Source organism: Caulobacter sp. 602-1 (assembly GCF_003931565.1).
Taxonomy (GTDB): Bacteria; Pseudomonadota; Alphaproteobacteria; order Caulobacterales; family Caulobacteraceae; genus Caulobacter.
Genome location: NZ_RRYI01000001.1, coordinates 140,437 through 157,566 on the forward strand (window position 1 = coordinate 140,437; position 17,130 = coordinate 157,566).

A 17,130-nucleotide genomic window follows, 5' to 3' on the forward strand; every position below is an offset into this window, starting at 1 on the left:
CCGAAGCACCCTCCCGGCGGGCCTGGGAGCCGAGCCTGGAGAAGGACCATGATCGCCAAGCGGCACTTGCGGCGGAGGTTGAGCCAGTACGGCGCGCTGTGGCTCGGATCGTTCGTCGTCACCCTGCTCGTCATGGCCGCCATGGTGTTTGGCGTGGGCATGCCGCTGGCCGAGACCGCCGACCTCGCCCTGCCGATCGCCCTGGCCCTGCTGGGCATGGCGGTCATCACCGGCGTCGGGATCACCTTGGCCACGGACGTGAGTCTCTCGACCAAGTCGCTGATCACCGCCCTGGCCCTGCTGCTGATCCTGCCGCTGCTGTGGGCGCCGGTGCTGGCGGTGATCGTCACGGCCGCCATCGCCGGGGCGTCGGTGGAGTATTCCACCGCCTACGCCCAGTTTCGGATCGTGGTCAGCCACCTGATCTATCCGTTGGCGGAGATGCTGGGCGAGGACCCGCTGGTCGGCTTCGTCTGGCAGGCGTTCCAGGTCGTTGCGTCCGTGGTGGGCGCGGTCGCGTCGGTGCTCCAGGTGTGGCGGGTCATCAAGCCGTTCCTGTACGGCGAGGACGAGCAGACCGCGGAAGCCTAGGCGTTCAACTGAGCGCCGTCGGGCTGGGCAGCACCCAGTCCTCTTCCTGCTCGTGCAGCATCACATGCAGGCCCAGGCCGGCCGGATGTTCGGCCAGTCGTCGGGCCGCGGCGCTGGCTTGCCCGCGGGTTTCGTAAGCGCCAAAGCGCAGGTTGTCGCCGATGATGGACCAGCGATCGCCGACCCGCACGACACCATAATGCACCTCAGTCATGACTAGACCTCCTTGCAGTATCCACAGGGAACGCCTGATCTGTGGCGATCACAAGGCCCTTATTGCTCAAGCTTTTTTTGACACCGAGGGACATTTTGTCCCCAGGCGGAGGCCGCTCGCTCGCCCGTCAGGCGCGGGACGGTGACAGGCGGCCGCGGTTTGGCGATAACAGGCTCATGTCGCGTCCGTTCCTCCTCGGCGTCCTCCTCGGCGCTCTCGTCGTTTCGCCGGTCCTGGCCCCCAAGGCTTTCGGTCAGGAGCGGGCCGCTGACGAGCGCCAGCGCTTGCTGGACCTGGCCTATACGCTGGGCGAGAGCCATGCCCTGCGCCAGGCCTGCGAGGGCGTCGACGACCAGTACTGGCGTTCGCGCATGGTTCGCCTGACCGAGGTGGAGCAGGCCGATCAGGCCTTCGACGCCCAGATGCGCGAGCGGTTCAACACCGGCTTCGCCTCGCGCCGCAGCGAGTATCCGGTCTGCGACGACGCCAGCCGCAAGGCCGAGCAGGCCGCCGCCCGCAAGGGCCAGGCCCTGGCCCGCAGGCTTTCGCAGTCGATGCGCCCGACGTCGCCGCCGCCCGCGCCGGATTCCATGGCGTACGGCGAAGCGGCGCGCTAACCTCTACCCAGGTTTGTAGAGGAGCGTTGCTCTTGGGCACGTCCATCGTCGTGATCGTTCTGCTGGTCCTGGCCTTCGTGCTGGTGATGAGCGTCATCAAGATCGTGCCGCAGGGGCGCGAATTCACGGTCGAGCGGTTCGGCCGCTACACCCGCACCCTGAAGCCCGGCATCAGCATCCTGACCCCCTTCGTCGAGACGATCGGGCGCAAGGTCAACATGATGGAGCAGGTGCTGGACGTTCCCCAGCAGGAGGTCATCACCAAGGACAACGTGTCGGTGAAGGTCGACGCCATCGTCTTCATTCAGGTAATGGACGCCGCCGCGGCCGCCTATCGGGTGGACAATCTGATGTACGCCATCACCCAGCTCGCCCAGACCAACCTGCGCACGGTCGTCGGTTCGATGGAGCTGGACGAGGTGCTGAGCCAGCGGGACGCGATCAACACCCGGCTGCTCTCGACCATCGACCACGCCACCGGCCCGTGGGGCGTCAAGGTGGCGCGGATCGAGATCAAGGACCTGACGCCGCCGCCGGACATCACCAACGCCATGGCGCGCCAGATGAAGGCCGAGCGCGAGAAGCGCGCGGTGATCACCGAGGCCGAGGGCGAGAAGCAGTCCCAGATCGCCCGCGCCGAGGGCCAGAAACAGTCCGCCATCCTGCAGGCCGAGGGCCGCCGCGAGGCCGCCTTCCGCGACGCCGAGGCCCGCGAACGCGAGGCCGAGGCCGAGGCCAAGGCGACGGCCTTCGTCTCCGAGGCGATCTCGAAGGGCGACGTCAACGCCATCAACTACTTCATCGCCCAGAAGTACGTGGAAGCCTTCGGCGAACTGGCCCGCAGCCCGCAGCAGAAGACCGTCATTGTGCCGGCCGACTTCTCGGGCCTGACCGGGACCGTCGCCGGCGTCGCCGAGCTGATCAAGAGCCTGGGCGCCGATACCCCCAAGGCGCCGCCGCCGCCGCGGAGCGCATCGACCGTGGCGCCGACCAGTCCGCCGCCCGCCAAGCGCGGAGCCTAGGTCATGGGCGCGATCGCCGGCTTCTACGCCCTGCATCCCTTCTGGCTGTGGCTGGCCGTCGCGGCCCTCTGCCTGGCTGTCGAGGTCTCGACGGGGACCGGCTGGCTCCTGTGGCCGGCCGCCAGCGCCTTTGTCGTCGGCCTGATCGCCCAGGCTCTGCATCCGGGCGTGGCGCCAGAGATCGGGCTCTTCGCCGTCCTGACCATCGCCTCGACCTATCTGGCCCGTCGCTTCCTGCGACCGGTGCTGGAGCCGAAGTCGCCGGACCTCAACGACCCGCTGCAACGGCTGATCGGCCAGCGCGGCCAGGTGCTGTCGACCTTCGAGCAGGGCCGCGGCCGGGTGTTCGTCGACGGCAAGGACTGGCCGGCCGAGACCGAGGAGCCGATCCCGGCCATCAGCCAGGAGGTCGTGGTCATCGGCCTCGATGGCGCGGTGCTGAAGGTCCGCAAGATCCCGACCTGACGGAGACCTGCTGACAGATCGCGGCGTCTGCCCCTGTTATCCGCCGACGGCGACACCATTTGAGCCCCGCATCAGCCACCTTGCAGGGCATGCGCGACGCTGAATCGTCGCGTTTAGGGGAGACGGCGTGACTTCAATCATATCGGTAAAGGGTCTGACCAAGACCTATGCGTCTGGCCATCAGGCCCTCAAGACGATCAACCTGGACATCGAGAAGGGCGAGATCTTCGCCCTCCTGGGTCCGAACGGGGCCGGCAAGACCACCCTGATCAGCATCATCTGCGGTATCGTCAATCCCAGCCTGGGCGTCGTTTTGGCCGACGGCCACGACGTGGTGAAGGACTATCGCGCCGCCCGCTCCAAGATCGGCCTGGTGCCGCAGGAGCTGAACACCGACGCCTTCGAGACGGTCTGGGCCACGGTCAGCTTCTCGCGCGGTCTGTTCGGCAAGCCGCGCAATGACGCCCTGATCGAGAAGATCCTCCGCGACCTCTCCCTGTGGGACAAGAAGGACAGCAAGATCATGGCGCTGTCGGGCGGCATGAAGCGCCGGGTGATGATCGCCAAGGCCCTGAGCCACGAGCCGACCATCCTGTTCCTGGACGAGCCCACCGCCGGCGTCGACGTCGAGCTGCGCCGCGACATGTGGGAGATGGTCCGCCAACTGCGCGAGAGCGGCGTCACCATCATCCTGACCACCCACTATATCGAGGAGGCCGAGGAGATGGCCGACCGGATCGGGGTGATCAACAAGGGCGAGATCATCCTGGTCGAGGACAAGTCGGTGCTGATGCGCAAGCTGGGCAAGAAGCAGCTGACCGTGCACCTGCGCGAGCCGCTGGCCGCCCTGCCGGTCGGTCTGGCCGACCCCTCGCTGAGCCTGATCAACGACGGCGCAGACCTCGTCTACACCTTCGACGCCCAGGCCGACGACACCGGTATCGCCGATCTGTTGAAGCGCCTGGCCGAGCACGGCGTCGACTTCAAGGACCTCAAGACCGACCAGAGCTCTCTGGAAGACATCTTCGTCAGCCTGGTGAGGACCCCGCAATGAACCTCTTTGCAATCAAGGCCATCTACCGCTTCGAGATGGCGCGGTGGTTCCGCACCCTGCTGCAGAGCATCCTGGCGCCGGTCATCTCGACCTCGCTGTATTTCGTGGTGTTCGGCTCGGCGATCGGCTCGCGCATGCAGTCGATCGACGGCGTCAGCTACGCCGCCTTCATCATCCCGGGCCTGATCATGCTGTCGCTGCTCAGCGAGAGCATCTCCAACGCCTCGTTCGGCATCTACATGCCCAAATGGGCCGGCACGATCTATGAGCTGCTCTCGGCCCCGGTGGCCTGGTTCGAGGCCGTCGCCGGCTATGTCGGCGCCGCCGCCACCAAGTCGATCTGCCTAGGCCTGCTGATCCTGGCCACCGCCCGGATCTTCGTGCCGTTCGAGATCGCCCACCCGTTCGTGATGCTGCTGTTCCTGGTCCTGACCTCAGTAACCTTCAGCCTGTTCGGCTTCATCATCGGGGTCTGGGCCGACAACTTCCAGAAGCTGCAGATCGTGCCCGCCCTGATCGTGACGCCGCTGACCTTCCTGGGCGGCAGCTTTTACTCGATCAAGATGCTGCCGGAGGTCTGGCAGAAGGTCACCCTGTTCAACCCGGTGGTCTATCTGATCAGCGGCTTCCGCTGGAGCTTCTACGGCCAGTCGGACGTCGGCGTCGGGATCAGCCTGGCCATGACCGGCGTGTTCCTGTTCATCTGCCTGACGGCGGTGGGCTGGATCTTCAAGACGGGCTACCGGCTGAAGGTCTAGTCGCCACCCTCGCTTTGGGAGGGCGGCGCGCCGGCTTTAAGCCCCTGCGCGCCGCCGCCCTTGCTCACCAGGGCCGCCTCGGCGGCCTTGACCATGGCGCGTTCGGCGTTGAAGGCCGTCAGGATTTCGCAGGTGGCGAAGAAGCCGGGATCGGCGTTGGTGTCGATCGCGGGTTGGGCCACGACCAGATGCAGGCCGCGGGCCTTGAGCTTCAGCACCGCCTCCAGCAGGTCCGTCGTCGTGCCGGCCAGGGCGTGCAGGCTGAGCACCGCCAGGGTTCCGCCGGGCGCCAGGGCCGCCAGGGCCTTGTCGAGGCCGGGGCGGATGATGGCGTTGGTCAGGCACCGGTCGCTGAACACCTCCTGGCAGCCCAGGAGCAGCAGGCGCTCCTCCTGGACCGGGCTGAAGAAGACGCCCCTGACGGGCGGCAGGCGGTAGTAGCCGACGCGGTTCATCGCGCCGGCTTGGCAAACCCGGAGAGCCTTGGCGAGGACTTTCCGGGACCGCCCACAGCTTCTTAAGCCAGCAAGTTCGCAACGAGGGCCGAGATCGGCGTGGTCGGGCGGCCGATCAGGCCCGACAGCTGATGGCCGTCATCGAACAGGCCGCCTTGCGAGGCGCCGACGTCCGACTGGGCCAGGATCGCGGCGAAGGCGGCGGGCAGGCCCAGACCTTCCAAGATCTTGGCGTATTCGGTCTCGGGCAGGTCGTTATAGGGGATGGTCTTGCCGGCCTTGGCCGAGATCTCGGCGGCCAGTTCGGCCATCGTGAAGGCGGTGTCGCCAGCCAGTTCGTAGGTCTTGTTCTCGTGGCCGTCCGTGGCCAGCACGACGGCGGCGGCCTGCGCATAGTCCGCGCGGGCGGCGGCCGAGATCTTGCCCTGGCCGGCGCTGCCGATCAGCGCGCCCGACGCCACGGCGCCGTGGATGGCTCCGGCATAGTTCTCGGCGTACCAGCCGTTGCGCAGCAGGGTGTAGGCGACACCCGAAGCCTTCAGCAGCGCCTCGGTGGCCTTGTGCTCGTCGGCCAGGACCAGCGGCGACGTGTCGGCGCGCAGGATGCTTGTATAGGCGATCCGCGTCACGCCGGCGGCCTGCGCGGCCTCGATGACGGCGCGGTGCTGGGGCAGGCGCTGGCCGACCTCATTGCCCGAGATCAGCAGCAGGGTGTCGACGCCTTCGAGCGCCGGCCCCAGGGTCTGGGCTTTAGTGTAGTCGGCGGCGCGGGCGGCCACGCCCAGGTCGGCGGCCTTGGCCGGATCGCGGACCAGGGCGAGGATCTCGCCGGACGGGACGCGCGCCTTGAGGCTTTCGACGACGAGGCGGCCCAACTGGCCGGTGGCGCCGGTGATGGCGATGGTCATGATCGTTCTCCCGATGGGGTGTGATGGGACCGATCTGGGCGCCTTGCTTACTTTTCGTAAGTACCCACATAAATGTAAGCATGAAAGAAAATTCGCCCCCTCCCGCGCCGCTCTCCGAGAAACTGCTACGCGGCGACCTGATGGCGCCCGACTGTCCATCGCGCGCCGTGCTGCAGCATGTGACCAGCCGCTGGGGCGTGCTGGTGCTAATGGCCCTGGAGACGGGGACACATCGTTTCAGCGAACTGCGCCGGGGCATCGGCGGAGTCAGCGAGCGGATGCTGGCCCAGACCCTGCAGCAACTGGAAGGCGACGGCTTCGTGCGCCGCGTGGCCTATCAGGTCGTGCCGCCGCACGTGGAGTACAGCCTGACGCCCCTGGGCCTGGAGGTCGCCGAGAAGGTGCGCGGCCTGGCCGACTGGATCGAGCTCAATCTCGACCGGATCCTGGTGGGCGAGCCAGAGGACGCGCCAGTCATCTAAGCGCTCTTTCCATCAGACTTTGGCGAACCGCGCCCGGTAGGCGCCGGGCGTGGTCGAGAACTGGCGCCGGAAGTGGTGGCGGAGAGCCGGGGCGCCCAGGCCCACGGCTTGCGCGACCTGCTCGATTCCGGCCGGCGAGGTCTCCAGCAAGTCTCGCGCTCGGTTCAGGCGTTCGGCCAGCAGCCAGCGGGCCGGGGTCTCGCCCGTGGCGGCCTCGAACCGGCGCAGGAAGGTCCGCTCGCTCATCCCCGCCGCGCCGGCCAGGGTCTTGATCGTATAGTCGCCGGCGAGATCGGCGCGCATGCGGTCGAGGATCGGGGAAAGCCGCGAGGCCTCGTGCGCCAAGGGCACTGGCCGCGCGACGAACTGGGCCTGGCCGCCGTCGCGATGCGGCGGCACGACCAGACGGCGGGCCACGGTGTTGGCGGCCTCGGGTCCGAAGTCGCGGCGGATCAGGTGCAGGCCAAGATCGATGCCCGCCGCGCTGCCGGCCGAGGTCAGCAAGTCGCCTTCGTCGACATAGAGCACGTCGGGCTGGACTACGATCGCCGGATAGCGCTGGCGCAAGGCGTCGGCATAGCGCCAGTGGGTGGTGGCCCGGCGTCCGTCCAGCAGGCCCGTCGCCGCCAGCACGAACACCCCAGAGCAGATCGACATCAGCCGCGCGCCCCTGGCGTGGGCCTTTCGCAGCGCCTCGATCAGTGGCGTGGGCGCGGGATGATCGATCCCCCGCCAACCCGGGGCGACGATGACGCTGGCCTCGCTCAGTAGTTCCAGTCCGCCGTCGCCGACGATCCGCACGCCGCCCAGGCCCCTCAGGTCGCCCGGCTCCACGGCGGCGGTGGCGAAGCGGTACCAGTCCGGCCCCATCTCCGGACGCGGCAAGCCGAACAGCTCGACGGTCACGCCATACTCGAAGGTGCAGAGGCCGTCATAGGCGAGGGCGACAACGAGGGGATTTGGCATGATCTTCACGGTCAATGTCGATCTCGCCAGCTAACGCGGGCGCGGTCCGCGCGGCAAGTCTAGGGGCGTCCAAACCTGGAGAGCGCCATGAGCTTCGTGTCCGAGAGTCCCGCCGCCCCGTCTGCCGTCGCCGCCGCCCACTTCGCCGCGCGGCTGTCGCTGGAGACCGATTGCGCCGACGTCGCCGCCGCGATGCGGGCGGACGCGGTCGACTTCGTTCTGCTGCATGTCGTGGGTTCGCCCGAGGCCTATGCGCGACGCCACCTGCCGGGCGCGGTCCACCTTCGCCACGCCGACATGACCGCCGAGCGCATGGCGGCATGGTCGGCAGACACGCTTTTCGTGGTCTATTGCGCCGGCCCGCACTGCAACGGCGCCGACCGCGCGGCGCTGAAGCTGGCCAGGCTGGGCCGGCCTGTGAAGCTGATGATCGGCGGGATCACCGGTTGGGAGGACGAAGGGCTGCCGTTCGCCAACGGCGAGGAGCCAGGCGCGTTCGCGGCTTAGACGAACCGCGGATTGGCTTGGCGCAGGCCTTCATTGGCGAGGGCGTCGGCCCGTTCATTCAGCGGATGACCGGCGTGGCCCTTGACCCAGCGCCAGTCGACGTCGTGCCGTTCGCGGGCGGCGTCGAGGCGCTTCCAGAGGTCGTCGTTCTTGACCGGGCTCTTGTCGGCGGTCTTCCAGCCCCGCGCCTTCCAGCCCCGGATCCACTCCTGGATGCCCTTCATGACGTACTGGCTGTCGGTGTGCAGCTCGACCTTGCAGGGCCGGTTCAGGAGCTCCAGCGCCTGGATGGCGGCCATCAGCTCCATGCGGTTGTTGGTGGTCGCCGGCTCGCCGCCGCAAATCTCTTTCTTCTTGTCGCCATAGAACAGGATGGCGCCCCAGCCGCCCGGACCCGGATTCCCCTTGCAGGCGCCGTCGGTATAGATCGTGACCTTGGGCGTCATGCGAACAGCACGAGGCCTTCGCGGTGAACGGCCAGCTTGCGCTCGTACTCCAGCGGGTCCTTCGGCTTGACCAGGGCGCCGGCGGGCGTCGAACCCCAGTCGGCCAGTCGGGTCAGGAAGAAGCGCATGGCCGCGCCGCGCGCGAGAATCGGCAGGGCCTCCTTCTCGGCCGGGCTCAGCGGCCGGCGGCGCTCATAGCCGTTCAGCAAGGCCTTGGCGGCGGTGATGTTGAAGCTGCCGTCGGGTTCGAAGCACCAGGCGTTCAGGGTGACGGCCACGTCGTAGGCGTAGCTGTCTTCGCAGGCGAAGTAGAAGTCGATCGCCGCGGCGAACTTGCCATTCGACTGGAAGAAGACGTTGTCCGGGAAATAGTCGGCGTGGATCACGCCCGACGGAAGGCTTCGCGGCCACATCAGGGCCAGCTGCGCCAGGTCGTTGTCGATGGTCGCCGACAGGCCGGGCTTGAGGTCCTCGGCGGCCTTGCGGTGCTTGGCGAACAACGGCGACCAGGCGCTCTGGCCCAGGTCGTTGGCGCGGCGGCCCGGATAGCCCTCGCCGGCCAGATGCAGCCAGGCCAGTCCCTCGCCGGCTTCGCGGCAGTGGGCGACGGTGGGCTTGCGCACCGACAGGCCGGGCAGGAACTCGACGATGGCGGCCGGCTTGCCGCGCAGGCTCGACAGCGTCGCGCCCTCGCGCGTCGGGATCGGCCGGGCGCTGGGGTAGCCCTTGTCGGCCAGCCAGGTCAGCAGGTTCAGGAAGTAGGGCAGGTCGTCGGCCTTCACCCGCCGCTCGTAGACGGTCAGGATGTAGCGGCCCTTCTCGGTCTCCAGCAGGAAGTTGGAGTTCTCCACCCCCTCGGCGATGCCCTTGAAGGCGAGGGGCAAGCCCAGATCGTAGCCCGCCAGGAAGGCTTCGAGTTCAGCGTCGGTGATGTCGGTATAGACGGCCATGGCGTCGGGATGCTCGACGCGAGGCCTCGGGTCAAGCCGCCGCTAGGCCGTCAATAGCCGTGGCAGCTTGAACGTGATGGTTTCCCGCGCCTCGACCAGTTCCTCGACGGTGGTGTCGAATCGCGCCGAGATGGCGTCGATGACGCCCTGCACTAGGTCCTCCGGCGCCGAGGCGCCTGCGGTCAGGCCCACGCGCGAGACGCCCTCGAACCAGGACCAGTCGAGGCCATTGGCGTCGTCGATCAGATGGGCGTCGCTGGCGCCGGCCTTCAGGCCGACCTCCATCAGGCGAACCGAATTGGACGAGTTCTTCGAGCCGACCACCAGAACGAGCTCGGCCTGTTCGGCCAGGTGCTTGACCGCGTCCTGGCGGTTGGTGGTGGCGTAGCAGATGTCTTCCTTGTGGGGGGCGGCGATCCCGGGGAAGCGCTCGCGCAACAGGGCGACCATGTCGGCGGTGTCGTCGACCGACAAGGTGGTCTGGGTCAGGAAGGCGACATTGGCGGCGTCCTTCGGCTCCCAGGCCGCGGCGTCCTTGATATCCTCGATCAGGGTGACCGAGCCCTCGGGCAGCTGGCCCATGGTGCCGATCACCTCGGGGTGGCCGGCGTGGCCGATCAGCACGATTTCGCGGCCGGCGTCGTAATGCTTCTGGGCCTCGACGTGGACCTTGGAGACCAGCGGGCAGGTGGCGTCCAGATAGATCATCTGGCGCGACTTGGCCTCGGCCGGCACCGACTTGGGAACGCCGTGGGCGGAGAACACCACCGGGCGATCGTCGGGGGCTTCGGACAGTTCCTCGATGAACACCGCGCCCAGGGCCTTCAGGCGGTCGACCACGTGGCGGTTGTGGACGATCTCGTGGCGCACATAGACCGGCGCGCCGAACTTCTCGACGGCGCGTTCGACGATCTGGATGGCGCGGTCCACGCCGGCGCAGAAACCGCGCGGGCTGGCCAGCACGAGCGAAATCGGGCGTCGAACCGGGGTGGGGGCGGGCGTATGGGCGTTCATGCGCGGAAGCTAGTCGTTCGGACGGTCAGGCGCCAGGAGTCTGCGTCGTTGCGACGTCACGCATATGCCTTTATCAGGCTGCATGACGCCGAAGGGGCTGCATGGTCCCGCTTGGCTCCTCTTTTCTCGAACCGGACGTTTCATGCGCCGCATTCTTCCGCTCGCCCTCAGCGCCATGATGGCTGTCTCGTTCGTCGCGACGGCGACGACTGCTCATGCGCAGATGGGACCTGGCGGTGGCCAGGGCGGCGGCCCCGACGATGACAGCGGCGCCGCCAAGAAGAAGAAGCGCGATGAGGAGTGGAACCAACCCAAGGCGCCGCTGCAGCAGCTGCGCAACGCCGGCCCGTGCCCCTATGTGAAGGTGCTTTACGACGCCAGCCGCTATGTCGAGTTCAAGGACGGCAAGGAAGCCGCCAATCAGGCCGGCTTCACCGGCGAGATCCAGAGCATCTCGTCGGGCTGCGCCTACAAGGCCAACGAGCCGATCCGGATCCGCATCGAAGCCCTGTTCCAGCTGGGCCGCGGCCCGCAGGCCGACGGCGACAAGCACGTCTATCGCTACTGGGTCGCCGTCACCGAGCGGAACCAGTCGGTGATCGCCAAGGAATATTTCGACCTGCCAGTGACCTTCGCGCCCGGCAAGGACCGGGCCTACGCCACCGACACGATCGAGCAGATCACCATTCCGCGCGCCGACGACAAGGTCAGCGGCAGCAACTTCGAAGTCCTGCTGGGCTTCGACGTGACGCCGGAAATGGCCGCCTTCAACCGTGACGGCAAGCGCTTCCGCGTCAACGCCGGCCAGACCGCACAGGCTCAGCAAGCTGGGCAAGCAGGGAACACCACCAAGCAATGAACGATTTGAAGCGGTCCCTGAGCGAGGCGGCCGCGGCCGCTTTCCAGGCCGCCGGACTGCCCCCCGAATTCGGACGCGTCACCGCCTCCGACCGTCCCGACCTGGCTGATTTCCAGTGCAACGGCGCCCTCGCGGCGGCCAAGAGCGCCAAGCGCAACCCGCGCGAGATCGCCGTGCAGGTTGTCGATATCCTGAAGGGCGACCCGCGCCTGGCGTCGGTCGAGATCGCCGGGGTCGGCTTCATCAACATGCGCGTCAGCGACGAGGCCCTGTCGGCCCGCGCCCGCGAGATCGCTTCCGACGACCGCGCCGGCGCCCAGCTGCTGGAAAGCCCGCGCCGGGTGCTGGTCGACTATGCCGGTCCGAACGTGGCCAAGCCGATGCACGTGGGCCATCTGCGCGCCTCGATCATCGGCGAGTCGGTCAAGCGCCTGTACCGCTTCCGCGGCGACGACGTGGTGGGCGACGCCCACTTCGGCGACTGGGGCTTCCAGATGGGCCTGCTGATCAGCGCCATCATGGACGAGGACGCGTTCATCAACGCCCTGATGCAGAAGCTGCCGGAGGCCCCGCGCGGCTTCAGCGCCGCCGACGAGGCCAAGGTGATGGCCGAGTTCCAGAGCCGCATCACCCTGGCCGACCTCGACCGCATCTATCCGGCCGCATCGGTGCGCCAGAAGGAAGATCCGGCGTTCAAGGAGCGCGCGCGCAAGGCGACCGCCGAACTGCAGAACGGCCGCTTCGGCTATCGCCTGCTGTGGCGTCACTTCGTCAATGTCAGCCGCGTGGCCCTGGAGCGCGAGTTCCACGCCCTGGGTGTCGACTTCGACCTGTGGAAGGGCGAGAGCGACGTCAACGACCTGATCGAGCCGATGGTCCGTCAGCTGGAGGACAAGGGCCTGCTGGTCGACGACCAGGGCGCCCGCATCGTCCGCGTGGCCCGCGAGGGCGACAAGCAGGACGTGCCGCCGCTGCTGGTGGTGTCGTCGGAAGGCTCGGCCATGTACGGCACGACCGACCTGGCGACGATCCTGGACCGCCGCAAGTCGTTCGACCCCCACCTGATCCTCTACTGCGTGGACCAGCGCCAGGCCCTGCACTTCGAGACGGTGTTCCGCGCCGCCTACCTGGCCGGCTACGCCGCCGAGGGCTCGCTGGAGCACATCGGCTTCGGCACCATGAACGGTACGGACGGAAAGCCGTTCAAGACCCGCGCCGGCGGCGTTCTGAAGCTGCACGACCTGATCGAGATGGCTCGTGAAAAGGCCCGCGAGCGCCTGCGCGAAGCCGGCCTCGGCGCCGAACTGACCGAAGAGCAGTTCGAGGACACCGCCCACAAGGTCGGCGTCGCGGCCCTGAAGTTCGCCGACCTGCAGAACTTCCGCGGCACCTCCTACGTCTTCGACCTCGACCGCTTCACCAGCTTCGAGGGCAAGACCGGCCCGTACCTGCTGTATCAGTCCGTGCGCATCAAGAGCGTGCTGCGCCGCGCCGCCGAGGCCGGCGCCGTCGCCGGCCGCATCGTGATCCACGAGCCGGCCGAACGCGACCTGGCCATGCTGCTGGACGCCTTCGAGGGCGCCCTGCAGGAGGCCTACGACAAGAAGGCCCCGAACTTCGTGGCCGAGCACGCCTACAAGCTGGCCCAGTCGTTCTCGAAGTTCTACGCGGCCTGCCCGATCGTCAGCGCCGACACCGAGGACCTGCGCGCCTCGCGCCTGACCCTGGCCGAGACCACCCTGCGCCAGCTGCTGCTGGCCCTCGATCTGCTCGGCATCGAAGCGCCGGAACGGATGTAGGGTTCGAGCCCCTCGCGGCGGTTGCAATCGCCGCGGGGGCGCACGACAGTCCCGGCCGCGTTTGCGTGCGTCGGGAGGGGTTATGAACAAGTCCGTGGTCGCCATGTTGATGGCGAGCGTCTGCGTCAGTGCGATAGGCGCACCGGCTTTGGCCGAGAAGGCCAAGTCCTCCGACAAGAAGACCGACAAGTACGCCGACGCCACCGCCGGCCTGGACCGCAAGGACGGCCTCCTGCCGGTGTTCGTCGACAAGAAGGACGGCAAGATCCTGGTGCTGCTGCCCAAGCCGGGCGCGGACGGGATCGCGGGGCGCTATATCTACCAGACCTATCTGCGGTCGGGTCTGGGATCGAACCCGACGGGCCTGGACCGCTCGGCGCCGGGCGACACCCAGATCATCGCCTTCCGCCGCGTGGGCGGGAAGGTCGTCGCCCAGTTCGAGAACTGGGGTTTTTCGGCCGCGCGTGGTTCGGTCGACGAGCAGAAGGCGGTGGCCGACTCGTTCCCGATCTCCAGCGTCTGGTCGAACGCGATCGAGGCCGAGAGCCCGGACGGCGGCCTGCTGGTCGATGTGACCAGCTTCCTCACCCGTGACGCGCAAGGCGTCGCCAAGACCCTGAAACGCGCCAAGCAGGGCGACTTCCGCCTGAACGACGGCCTGTCCTACGCCGACACCGGCGCGGTGAACGTCTTCCCGCTGAACGTCGAGCTGGAGGCGGTTGAGACGTTTGTCGGCGACGATCCGGGTTCGGAGGTTCGCGGCATCGTCCCGGATCCGCGTAACGTCACCCTGGCCCTGCACCACTCGTTCGTGGCCCTGCCCGAGCCCGGCTATCAGCCGCGCCAGAACGACCCGCGCGTCGGGGTGATCGACCACACCGTCGCCGACTATTCCGCGCCGCTGGGCGAGCCGCTGGTCTATCGCCTGGTCCACCGCTTCCGCCTGGAGAAGACCGACCCGACCGCCGCCCGCTCGCCGGTCAAGAAGCCGATCGTGTTCTATGTCGATCGCGCCGCGCCCGAGCCGGTCCGCTCGGCCCTGATCGAGGGCGGTCGCTGGTGGAGCCAGGCCTTCGAGGCCGCCGGCTTCATCGACGCCTTCAAGGTCGAGCTGCTGCCCGAGGGCGTCAGCCCGCTCGACGCCCGCTACAGCGTCGTCAACTGGGTCCACCGCCAGACGCGCGGCTGGTCTTACGGCCACGCGGTGGTCGATCCACGCACCGGCGAGATCATCAAGGGCGACGTGCTGTTGGGCTCCCAACGTGTCCGTCAAGATCGGCTGATCTTCGAAGGCCTGGCGGGCGCGGACAAGAGCGGCCAAGGCGGTCCCAACGACCCGATCGAGATCGCGTTGGCCCGTCTGCGCCAGCTGGCCCCGCACGAGATCGGCCACTCCATCGGCCTGCAGCACAATTTCGCGGCCAGCACCTACGGTGACCGCGCCTCGGTCATGGACTATCCCGCGCCCAGGATCGCCATCAAGAACGGCCAGCTGGACTTCTCCGACGCCTATGGGCGCGGGGTCGGCGCCTGGGACAAGTTCGTGATCGACTGGCTTTATGGCGTCGCCCCGACCGGCGTCGACGAGAAGGCCTGGCTGAAGGCCAAGGCCGACAGGAGTCAGGCCGACGGCCTGCGCTACGTCTCGGACGAGGACGCTCGAGCCGCCGACACCGCCCAGCCGATCGGCGCCGTCTGGGACAATGGCTCCGACCCCGTCGCCGAGCTCGACCATCTGATGGCGGTGCGCAAGATCGCCCTGGACCGCTTCGGTCTGCCCAACCTGCCCAAGGGAGCCTCGGTGGCCGACCTGCGCCGGATCATCGCGCCGATCTACATCTTCCACCGTTACCAGGTGGATGCGACGGCCAAGCTGGTCGGCGGCGTCGACTTCACCTACGGCGTCGAGGGCGACGGCCACGAGGCCAGCAAGATCGTGCCGGCGGCGCGCCAGACCGCCGCTATCGACGCCCTGCTGCGGACGCTTGCGCCCGCCGCGGTGGATCTCTCCGACAAGACGCTCGACGTGCTGACCTCGGGCCAGTCGCAGGGCAATGACAAGGCCAATGATATCGAGACCTTCGGCCAGGGGCCGGTCTTCGATCTGCCGGCCGCCGCCGACGTGGCCGCCGATCTCGTCTGGGGCGACCTGTTCGCGCCGGCGCGCCTGAACCGCCTGATGGAGGCCAGGCGCCGCGATCCGGCCCAGCCGGGTGTCGAGGGGCTGCTGGACAAGTCGCTCGCCCTAGCCGCCTTCGACGGCAAGGCGACGGGCCGCCAGGGCGAGCTGGCCCGCCGCGTCCGCCAGCGGATGGTGGTGAACCTGGCCAACGCCCTGGGCGACAAGGACCTGTCCCCGACCGCCGCCGCGGTGATCCGCGCGCGTCTGGCCGACTGGGGCAAGGGCCTCAAGACCGTGACTGCTGGCGACGCCGCCGACCGCGCCCAGGCCCGCATCCTGGCCGGTGTCGTCACCGACGAGAGCGGCGAGCGTCTCGCGGCGCTGATCGAGGATGGCAAGGCCCAGGTGGCCATCCCGCCCGGCCCGCCGATCGGCGAGGACGACTGGTTCGGAGACTTTTCGCGGTAAGGCGCACGGCCATCGCAGGCCGTGCTTGACTCGCATGGCCTGCTACCGCACTACGCCGAAGACCCTCGCGGGAGACATCGGGATTCGCTCCCGAGGCCGAAGGCGCAACCGCCCCGGAAACGCTCAGGCAAAAGGACCGCGCGGGTTTAGGAACGCTGGAAAGAGGCCCCCGAAAGGGCGGCTCGCCGAAGGAGCAAGGCCAAACCCGTCCGGCAGAGGGGCGAGGCCGGAATCTCTCAGGTCCAAGGGACAGCGGGGGCGACTTGCCGGCGGACGCCGGTCCCGTCGCCGACCCCGCTTGGAGCCCATCCAGTGTCCGATCAAGACCTCAAGAAGACCCCGCTCTTCGACGCCCATGTGGCGCTGGGCGCCCGCATGGTGCCGTTCGCCGGCTATGCCATGCCCGTGCAGTACAAGGACGGGGTGCTGAAAGAGCACCTCTGGACCCGCGAGCACGCCGGCCTGTTCGACGTCTCGCACATGGGCCAGGCCCGCATCCGCGGCGAGAACCCCGCCAAGAGCTTCGAGAAGGTGGTCTCGGCCGACTACCAGGGTCTGAAGCCCGGCAAGCAGCGCTACGGCGTGCTGCTCAACGACGAGGGCGGGATCATCGACGACCTGATGACGGCGCGTCCCGACGACGACGGCCTGTTCGTGGTGGTCAACGGCGCCTGCAAGGACAACGACTACGAGATCATCGCCAAGGCCCTGGCCGGCGAGGCCACGGTGACCCGCCTGGAGGACCGCGCGCTGCTGGCGCTGCAAGGTCCGCAGGCCGCCGCCGTCCTGGCTGCTCATGTGCCGGAAGCCGCCGGCATGGTGTTCATGGACACGCTGGCCCTGACCGCTTTCGGCGTCGACGCCATCATTTCGCGCTCGGGCTATACGGGCGAGGACGGCTACGAGATCTCGGTCCCGGCCGACGCCGCCGAGCGGGTGTGGAACACCCTGCTGGCCGACGAGCGCGTCAAGCCGATCGGCCTGGGCGCTCGCGACAGCCTGCGCCTGGAAGCGGGCCTGCCGCTGTACGGCCATGACCTGGACGAGACCGTCTCGCCGATCGAGGCTGGGCTGAACTTCGCGGTGGGCAAGTCGCGCCGCGAGGCCGGCGACTATCTGGGCGCGGCCCGGATCGCCAAGGAACTGGCCGGCGAGCTGTCGCGCGTCCGCGTCAATCTCAAGGTGCTGGAAGGCGCGCCGGCCCGCGAAGGCGCCGAGATCGCCGACGAAGCGGGCAATGTCATCGGCAAGGTGACCAGCGGCGGCTTCGCCCCCAGCCTGGGCTTCCCTATCGCCATCGGTTTCGCCCCGCCGGCCTATGCGGCCGTGGGGACGAAGCTCAAGGTCATCGTCCGTGGCAAGCAGGCCGCCGCCGAGGTGGTCGCGACCCCATTCGTCGCCAACCGTTACGTCCGCAAACTCTAATCAAGGGC

General features: G+C 68.2%; 19 protein-coding genes and 1 riboswitch. Of the genes, 12 read left to right on the top strand and 7 right to left on the bottom strand.

Features of this window, described 5'->3' with window-relative positions:
* The first annotated feature begins 48 nt into the window (after window positions 1–48).
* A complete protein-coding gene (locus EIK80_RS00740; RefSeq protein WP_125155060.1) occupies window positions 49–591 on the top strand; it encodes a hypothetical protein in 543 nt (180 codons plus the stop codon).
* A 4-nt stretch (window positions 592–595) separates the two neighbouring features.
* Here the strand turns inward: EIK80_RS00740 and EIK80_RS00745 are convergent, their stop codons facing one another.
* Entirely contained in the window at window positions 596–823 is a 228-nt protein-coding gene (locus EIK80_RS00745) for a hypothetical protein (protein ID WP_125155061.1), read from the bottom strand.
* A 158-nt stretch (window positions 824–981) separates the two neighbouring features.
* Here EIK80_RS00745 and EIK80_RS00750 point away from each other — a divergent pair, with 158 nt between their 5' ends.
* The 5 genes from EIK80_RS00750 (at window position 982) to EIK80_RS00770 (ending at window position 4,721) form a co-directional block, all read left to right on the top strand.
* Window positions 982–1,422 (top strand): TIGR02301 family protein, encoded by a 441-nt coding sequence (locus EIK80_RS00750; RefSeq protein WP_125155062.1) that lies wholly within the window; start codon window positions 982–984, stop codon window positions 1,420–1,422.
* An 86-nt stretch (window positions 1,423–1,508) separates the two neighbouring features.
* A complete protein-coding gene (locus EIK80_RS00755) occupies window positions 1,509–2,444 on the top strand; it encodes an SPFH domain-containing protein (RefSeq protein WP_199743376.1) in 936 nt (311 codons plus the stop codon).
* Between the two features lie 3 nt (window positions 2,445–2,447).
* A complete protein-coding gene (locus tag EIK80_RS00760) occupies window positions 2,448–2,909 on the top strand; it encodes an NfeD family protein (RefSeq protein WP_125155063.1) in 462 nt (153 codons plus the stop codon).
* Window positions 2,910–3,012: 103 nt separating this feature from the next.
* A complete protein-coding gene (locus EIK80_RS00765) occupies window positions 3,013–3,963 on the top strand; it encodes an ABC transporter ATP-binding protein (RefSeq protein ID WP_125155064.1) in 951 nt (316 codons plus the stop codon).
* Window positions 3,960–4,721 (top strand): ABC transporter permease, encoded by a 762-nt coding sequence (locus tag EIK80_RS00770; protein WP_125155065.1) that lies wholly within the window; start codon window positions 3,960–3,962, stop codon window positions 4,719–4,721. Before EIK80_RS00765 ends, EIK80_RS00770 begins: the two co-directional genes overlap by 4 nt.
* Here EIK80_RS00770 and EIK80_RS00775 read toward each other — a convergent pair.
* The gene (locus EIK80_RS00775; RefSeq protein WP_125155066.1) at window positions 4,718–5,176 is read right to left on the bottom strand and encodes a recombinase family protein; all 459 of its coding nucleotides are present in this window, start codon (window positions 5,174–5,176) and stop codon (window positions 4,718–4,720) included. The genes EIK80_RS00770 and EIK80_RS00775 overlap by 4 nt on opposite strands.
* Window positions 5,177–5,238: 62 nt before the next feature.
* The gene (locus EIK80_RS00780; protein ID WP_125155067.1) at window positions 5,239–6,084 is read right to left on the bottom strand and encodes an SDR family oxidoreductase; all 846 of its coding nucleotides are present in this window, start codon (window positions 6,082–6,084) and stop codon (window positions 5,239–5,241) included.
* 80 nt (window positions 6,085–6,164) lie between these two features.
* Between EIK80_RS00780 and EIK80_RS00785 the strand changes: the two genes are divergently transcribed.
* Window positions 6,165–6,566: a helix-turn-helix domain-containing protein gene (locus tag EIK80_RS00785; RefSeq protein ID WP_125155068.1), complete on the top strand. Its 402-nt coding sequence runs from the start codon at window positions 6,165–6,167 to the stop codon at window positions 6,564–6,566.
* 12 nt (window positions 6,567–6,578) lie between these two features.
* Here EIK80_RS00785 and ftrA read toward each other — a convergent pair whose 3' ends face one another.
* Window positions 6,579–7,532 (bottom strand): transcriptional regulator FtrA, encoded by a 954-nt coding sequence (gene ftrA / locus EIK80_RS00790; RefSeq protein WP_125155069.1) that lies wholly within the window; start codon window positions 7,530–7,532, stop codon window positions 6,579–6,581.
* Window positions 7,533–7,619: 87 nt separating this feature from the next.
* On the opposite strand from ftrA, the gene EIK80_RS00795 reads away from it, so the two are divergent.
* Window positions 7,620–8,039, top strand: a complete 420-nt coding sequence (locus EIK80_RS00795; RefSeq protein ID WP_125155070.1) for a rhodanese-like domain-containing protein — start codon at window positions 7,620–7,622, stop codon at window positions 8,037–8,039.
* On the opposite strand, the gene rnhA is transcribed toward EIK80_RS00795, so the two are convergent.
* From rnhA to ispH, 3 genes are read right to left on the bottom strand one after another with little or no spacing between them, the layout of a single operon-like run.
* Window positions 8,036–8,485, bottom strand: a complete 450-nt coding sequence (gene rnhA, locus EIK80_RS00800; protein ID WP_125155071.1) for a ribonuclease HI — start codon at window positions 8,483–8,485, stop codon at window positions 8,036–8,038. The two genes, EIK80_RS00795 and rnhA, sit on opposite strands and share 4 nt — an antisense overlap.
* Window positions 8,482–9,435 carry a homoserine kinase gene (gene thrB / locus EIK80_RS00805; protein WP_125155072.1) on the bottom strand — a complete coding sequence of 318 codons (954 nt, stop codon included), beginning with the start codon at window positions 9,433–9,435 and terminating at the stop codon, window positions 8,482–8,484. The genes rnhA and thrB overlap by 4 nt, the downstream gene beginning before the upstream one ends.
* A gap of 42 nt (window positions 9,436–9,477) precedes the next feature.
* Entirely contained in the window at window positions 9,478–10,449 is a 972-nt protein-coding gene (gene ispH, locus EIK80_RS00810) for a 4-hydroxy-3-methylbut-2-enyl diphosphate reductase (RefSeq protein ID WP_125155073.1), read from the bottom strand.
* A 142-nt stretch (window positions 10,450–10,591) separates the two neighbouring features.
* On the opposite strand from ispH, the gene EIK80_RS00815 reads away from it, so the two are divergent.
* The 4 genes from EIK80_RS00815 to gcvT all read left to right on the top strand — a co-directional run bounded on the left by EIK80_RS00815 (window position 10,592) and on the right by gcvT (window position 17,122).
* Complete coding sequence (locus tag EIK80_RS00815) at window positions 10,592–11,308, top strand: Tat pathway signal sequence domain protein (protein WP_125155074.1); 717 nt, start codon at window positions 10,592–10,594, stop codon at window positions 11,306–11,308.
* Window positions 11,305–13,107, top strand: a complete 1,803-nt coding sequence (argS, locus tag EIK80_RS00820) for an arginine--tRNA ligase (RefSeq protein WP_125155075.1) — start codon at window positions 11,305–11,307, stop codon at window positions 13,105–13,107. The genes EIK80_RS00815 and argS overlap by 4 nt, the downstream gene beginning before the upstream one ends.
* A gap of 82 nt (window positions 13,108–13,189) precedes the next feature.
* On the top strand, window positions 13,190–15,697 hold the full coding sequence (locus EIK80_RS00825; RefSeq protein ID WP_125155076.1) for a zinc-dependent metalloprotease: 2,508 nt from the start codon (window positions 13,190–13,192) through the stop codon (window positions 15,695–15,697).
* A gap of 58 nt (window positions 15,698–15,755) precedes the next feature.
* Window positions 15,756–15,846, top strand: a riboswitch (glycine riboswitch).
* A gap of 163 nt (window positions 15,847–16,009) precedes the next feature.
* Window positions 16,010–17,122: a glycine cleavage system aminomethyltransferase GcvT gene (gene gcvT, locus EIK80_RS00830; protein ID WP_125155077.1), complete on the top strand. Its 1,113-nt coding sequence runs from the start codon at window positions 16,010–16,012 to the stop codon at window positions 17,120–17,122.
* Window positions 17,123–17,130: the final 8 nt, after the last annotated feature.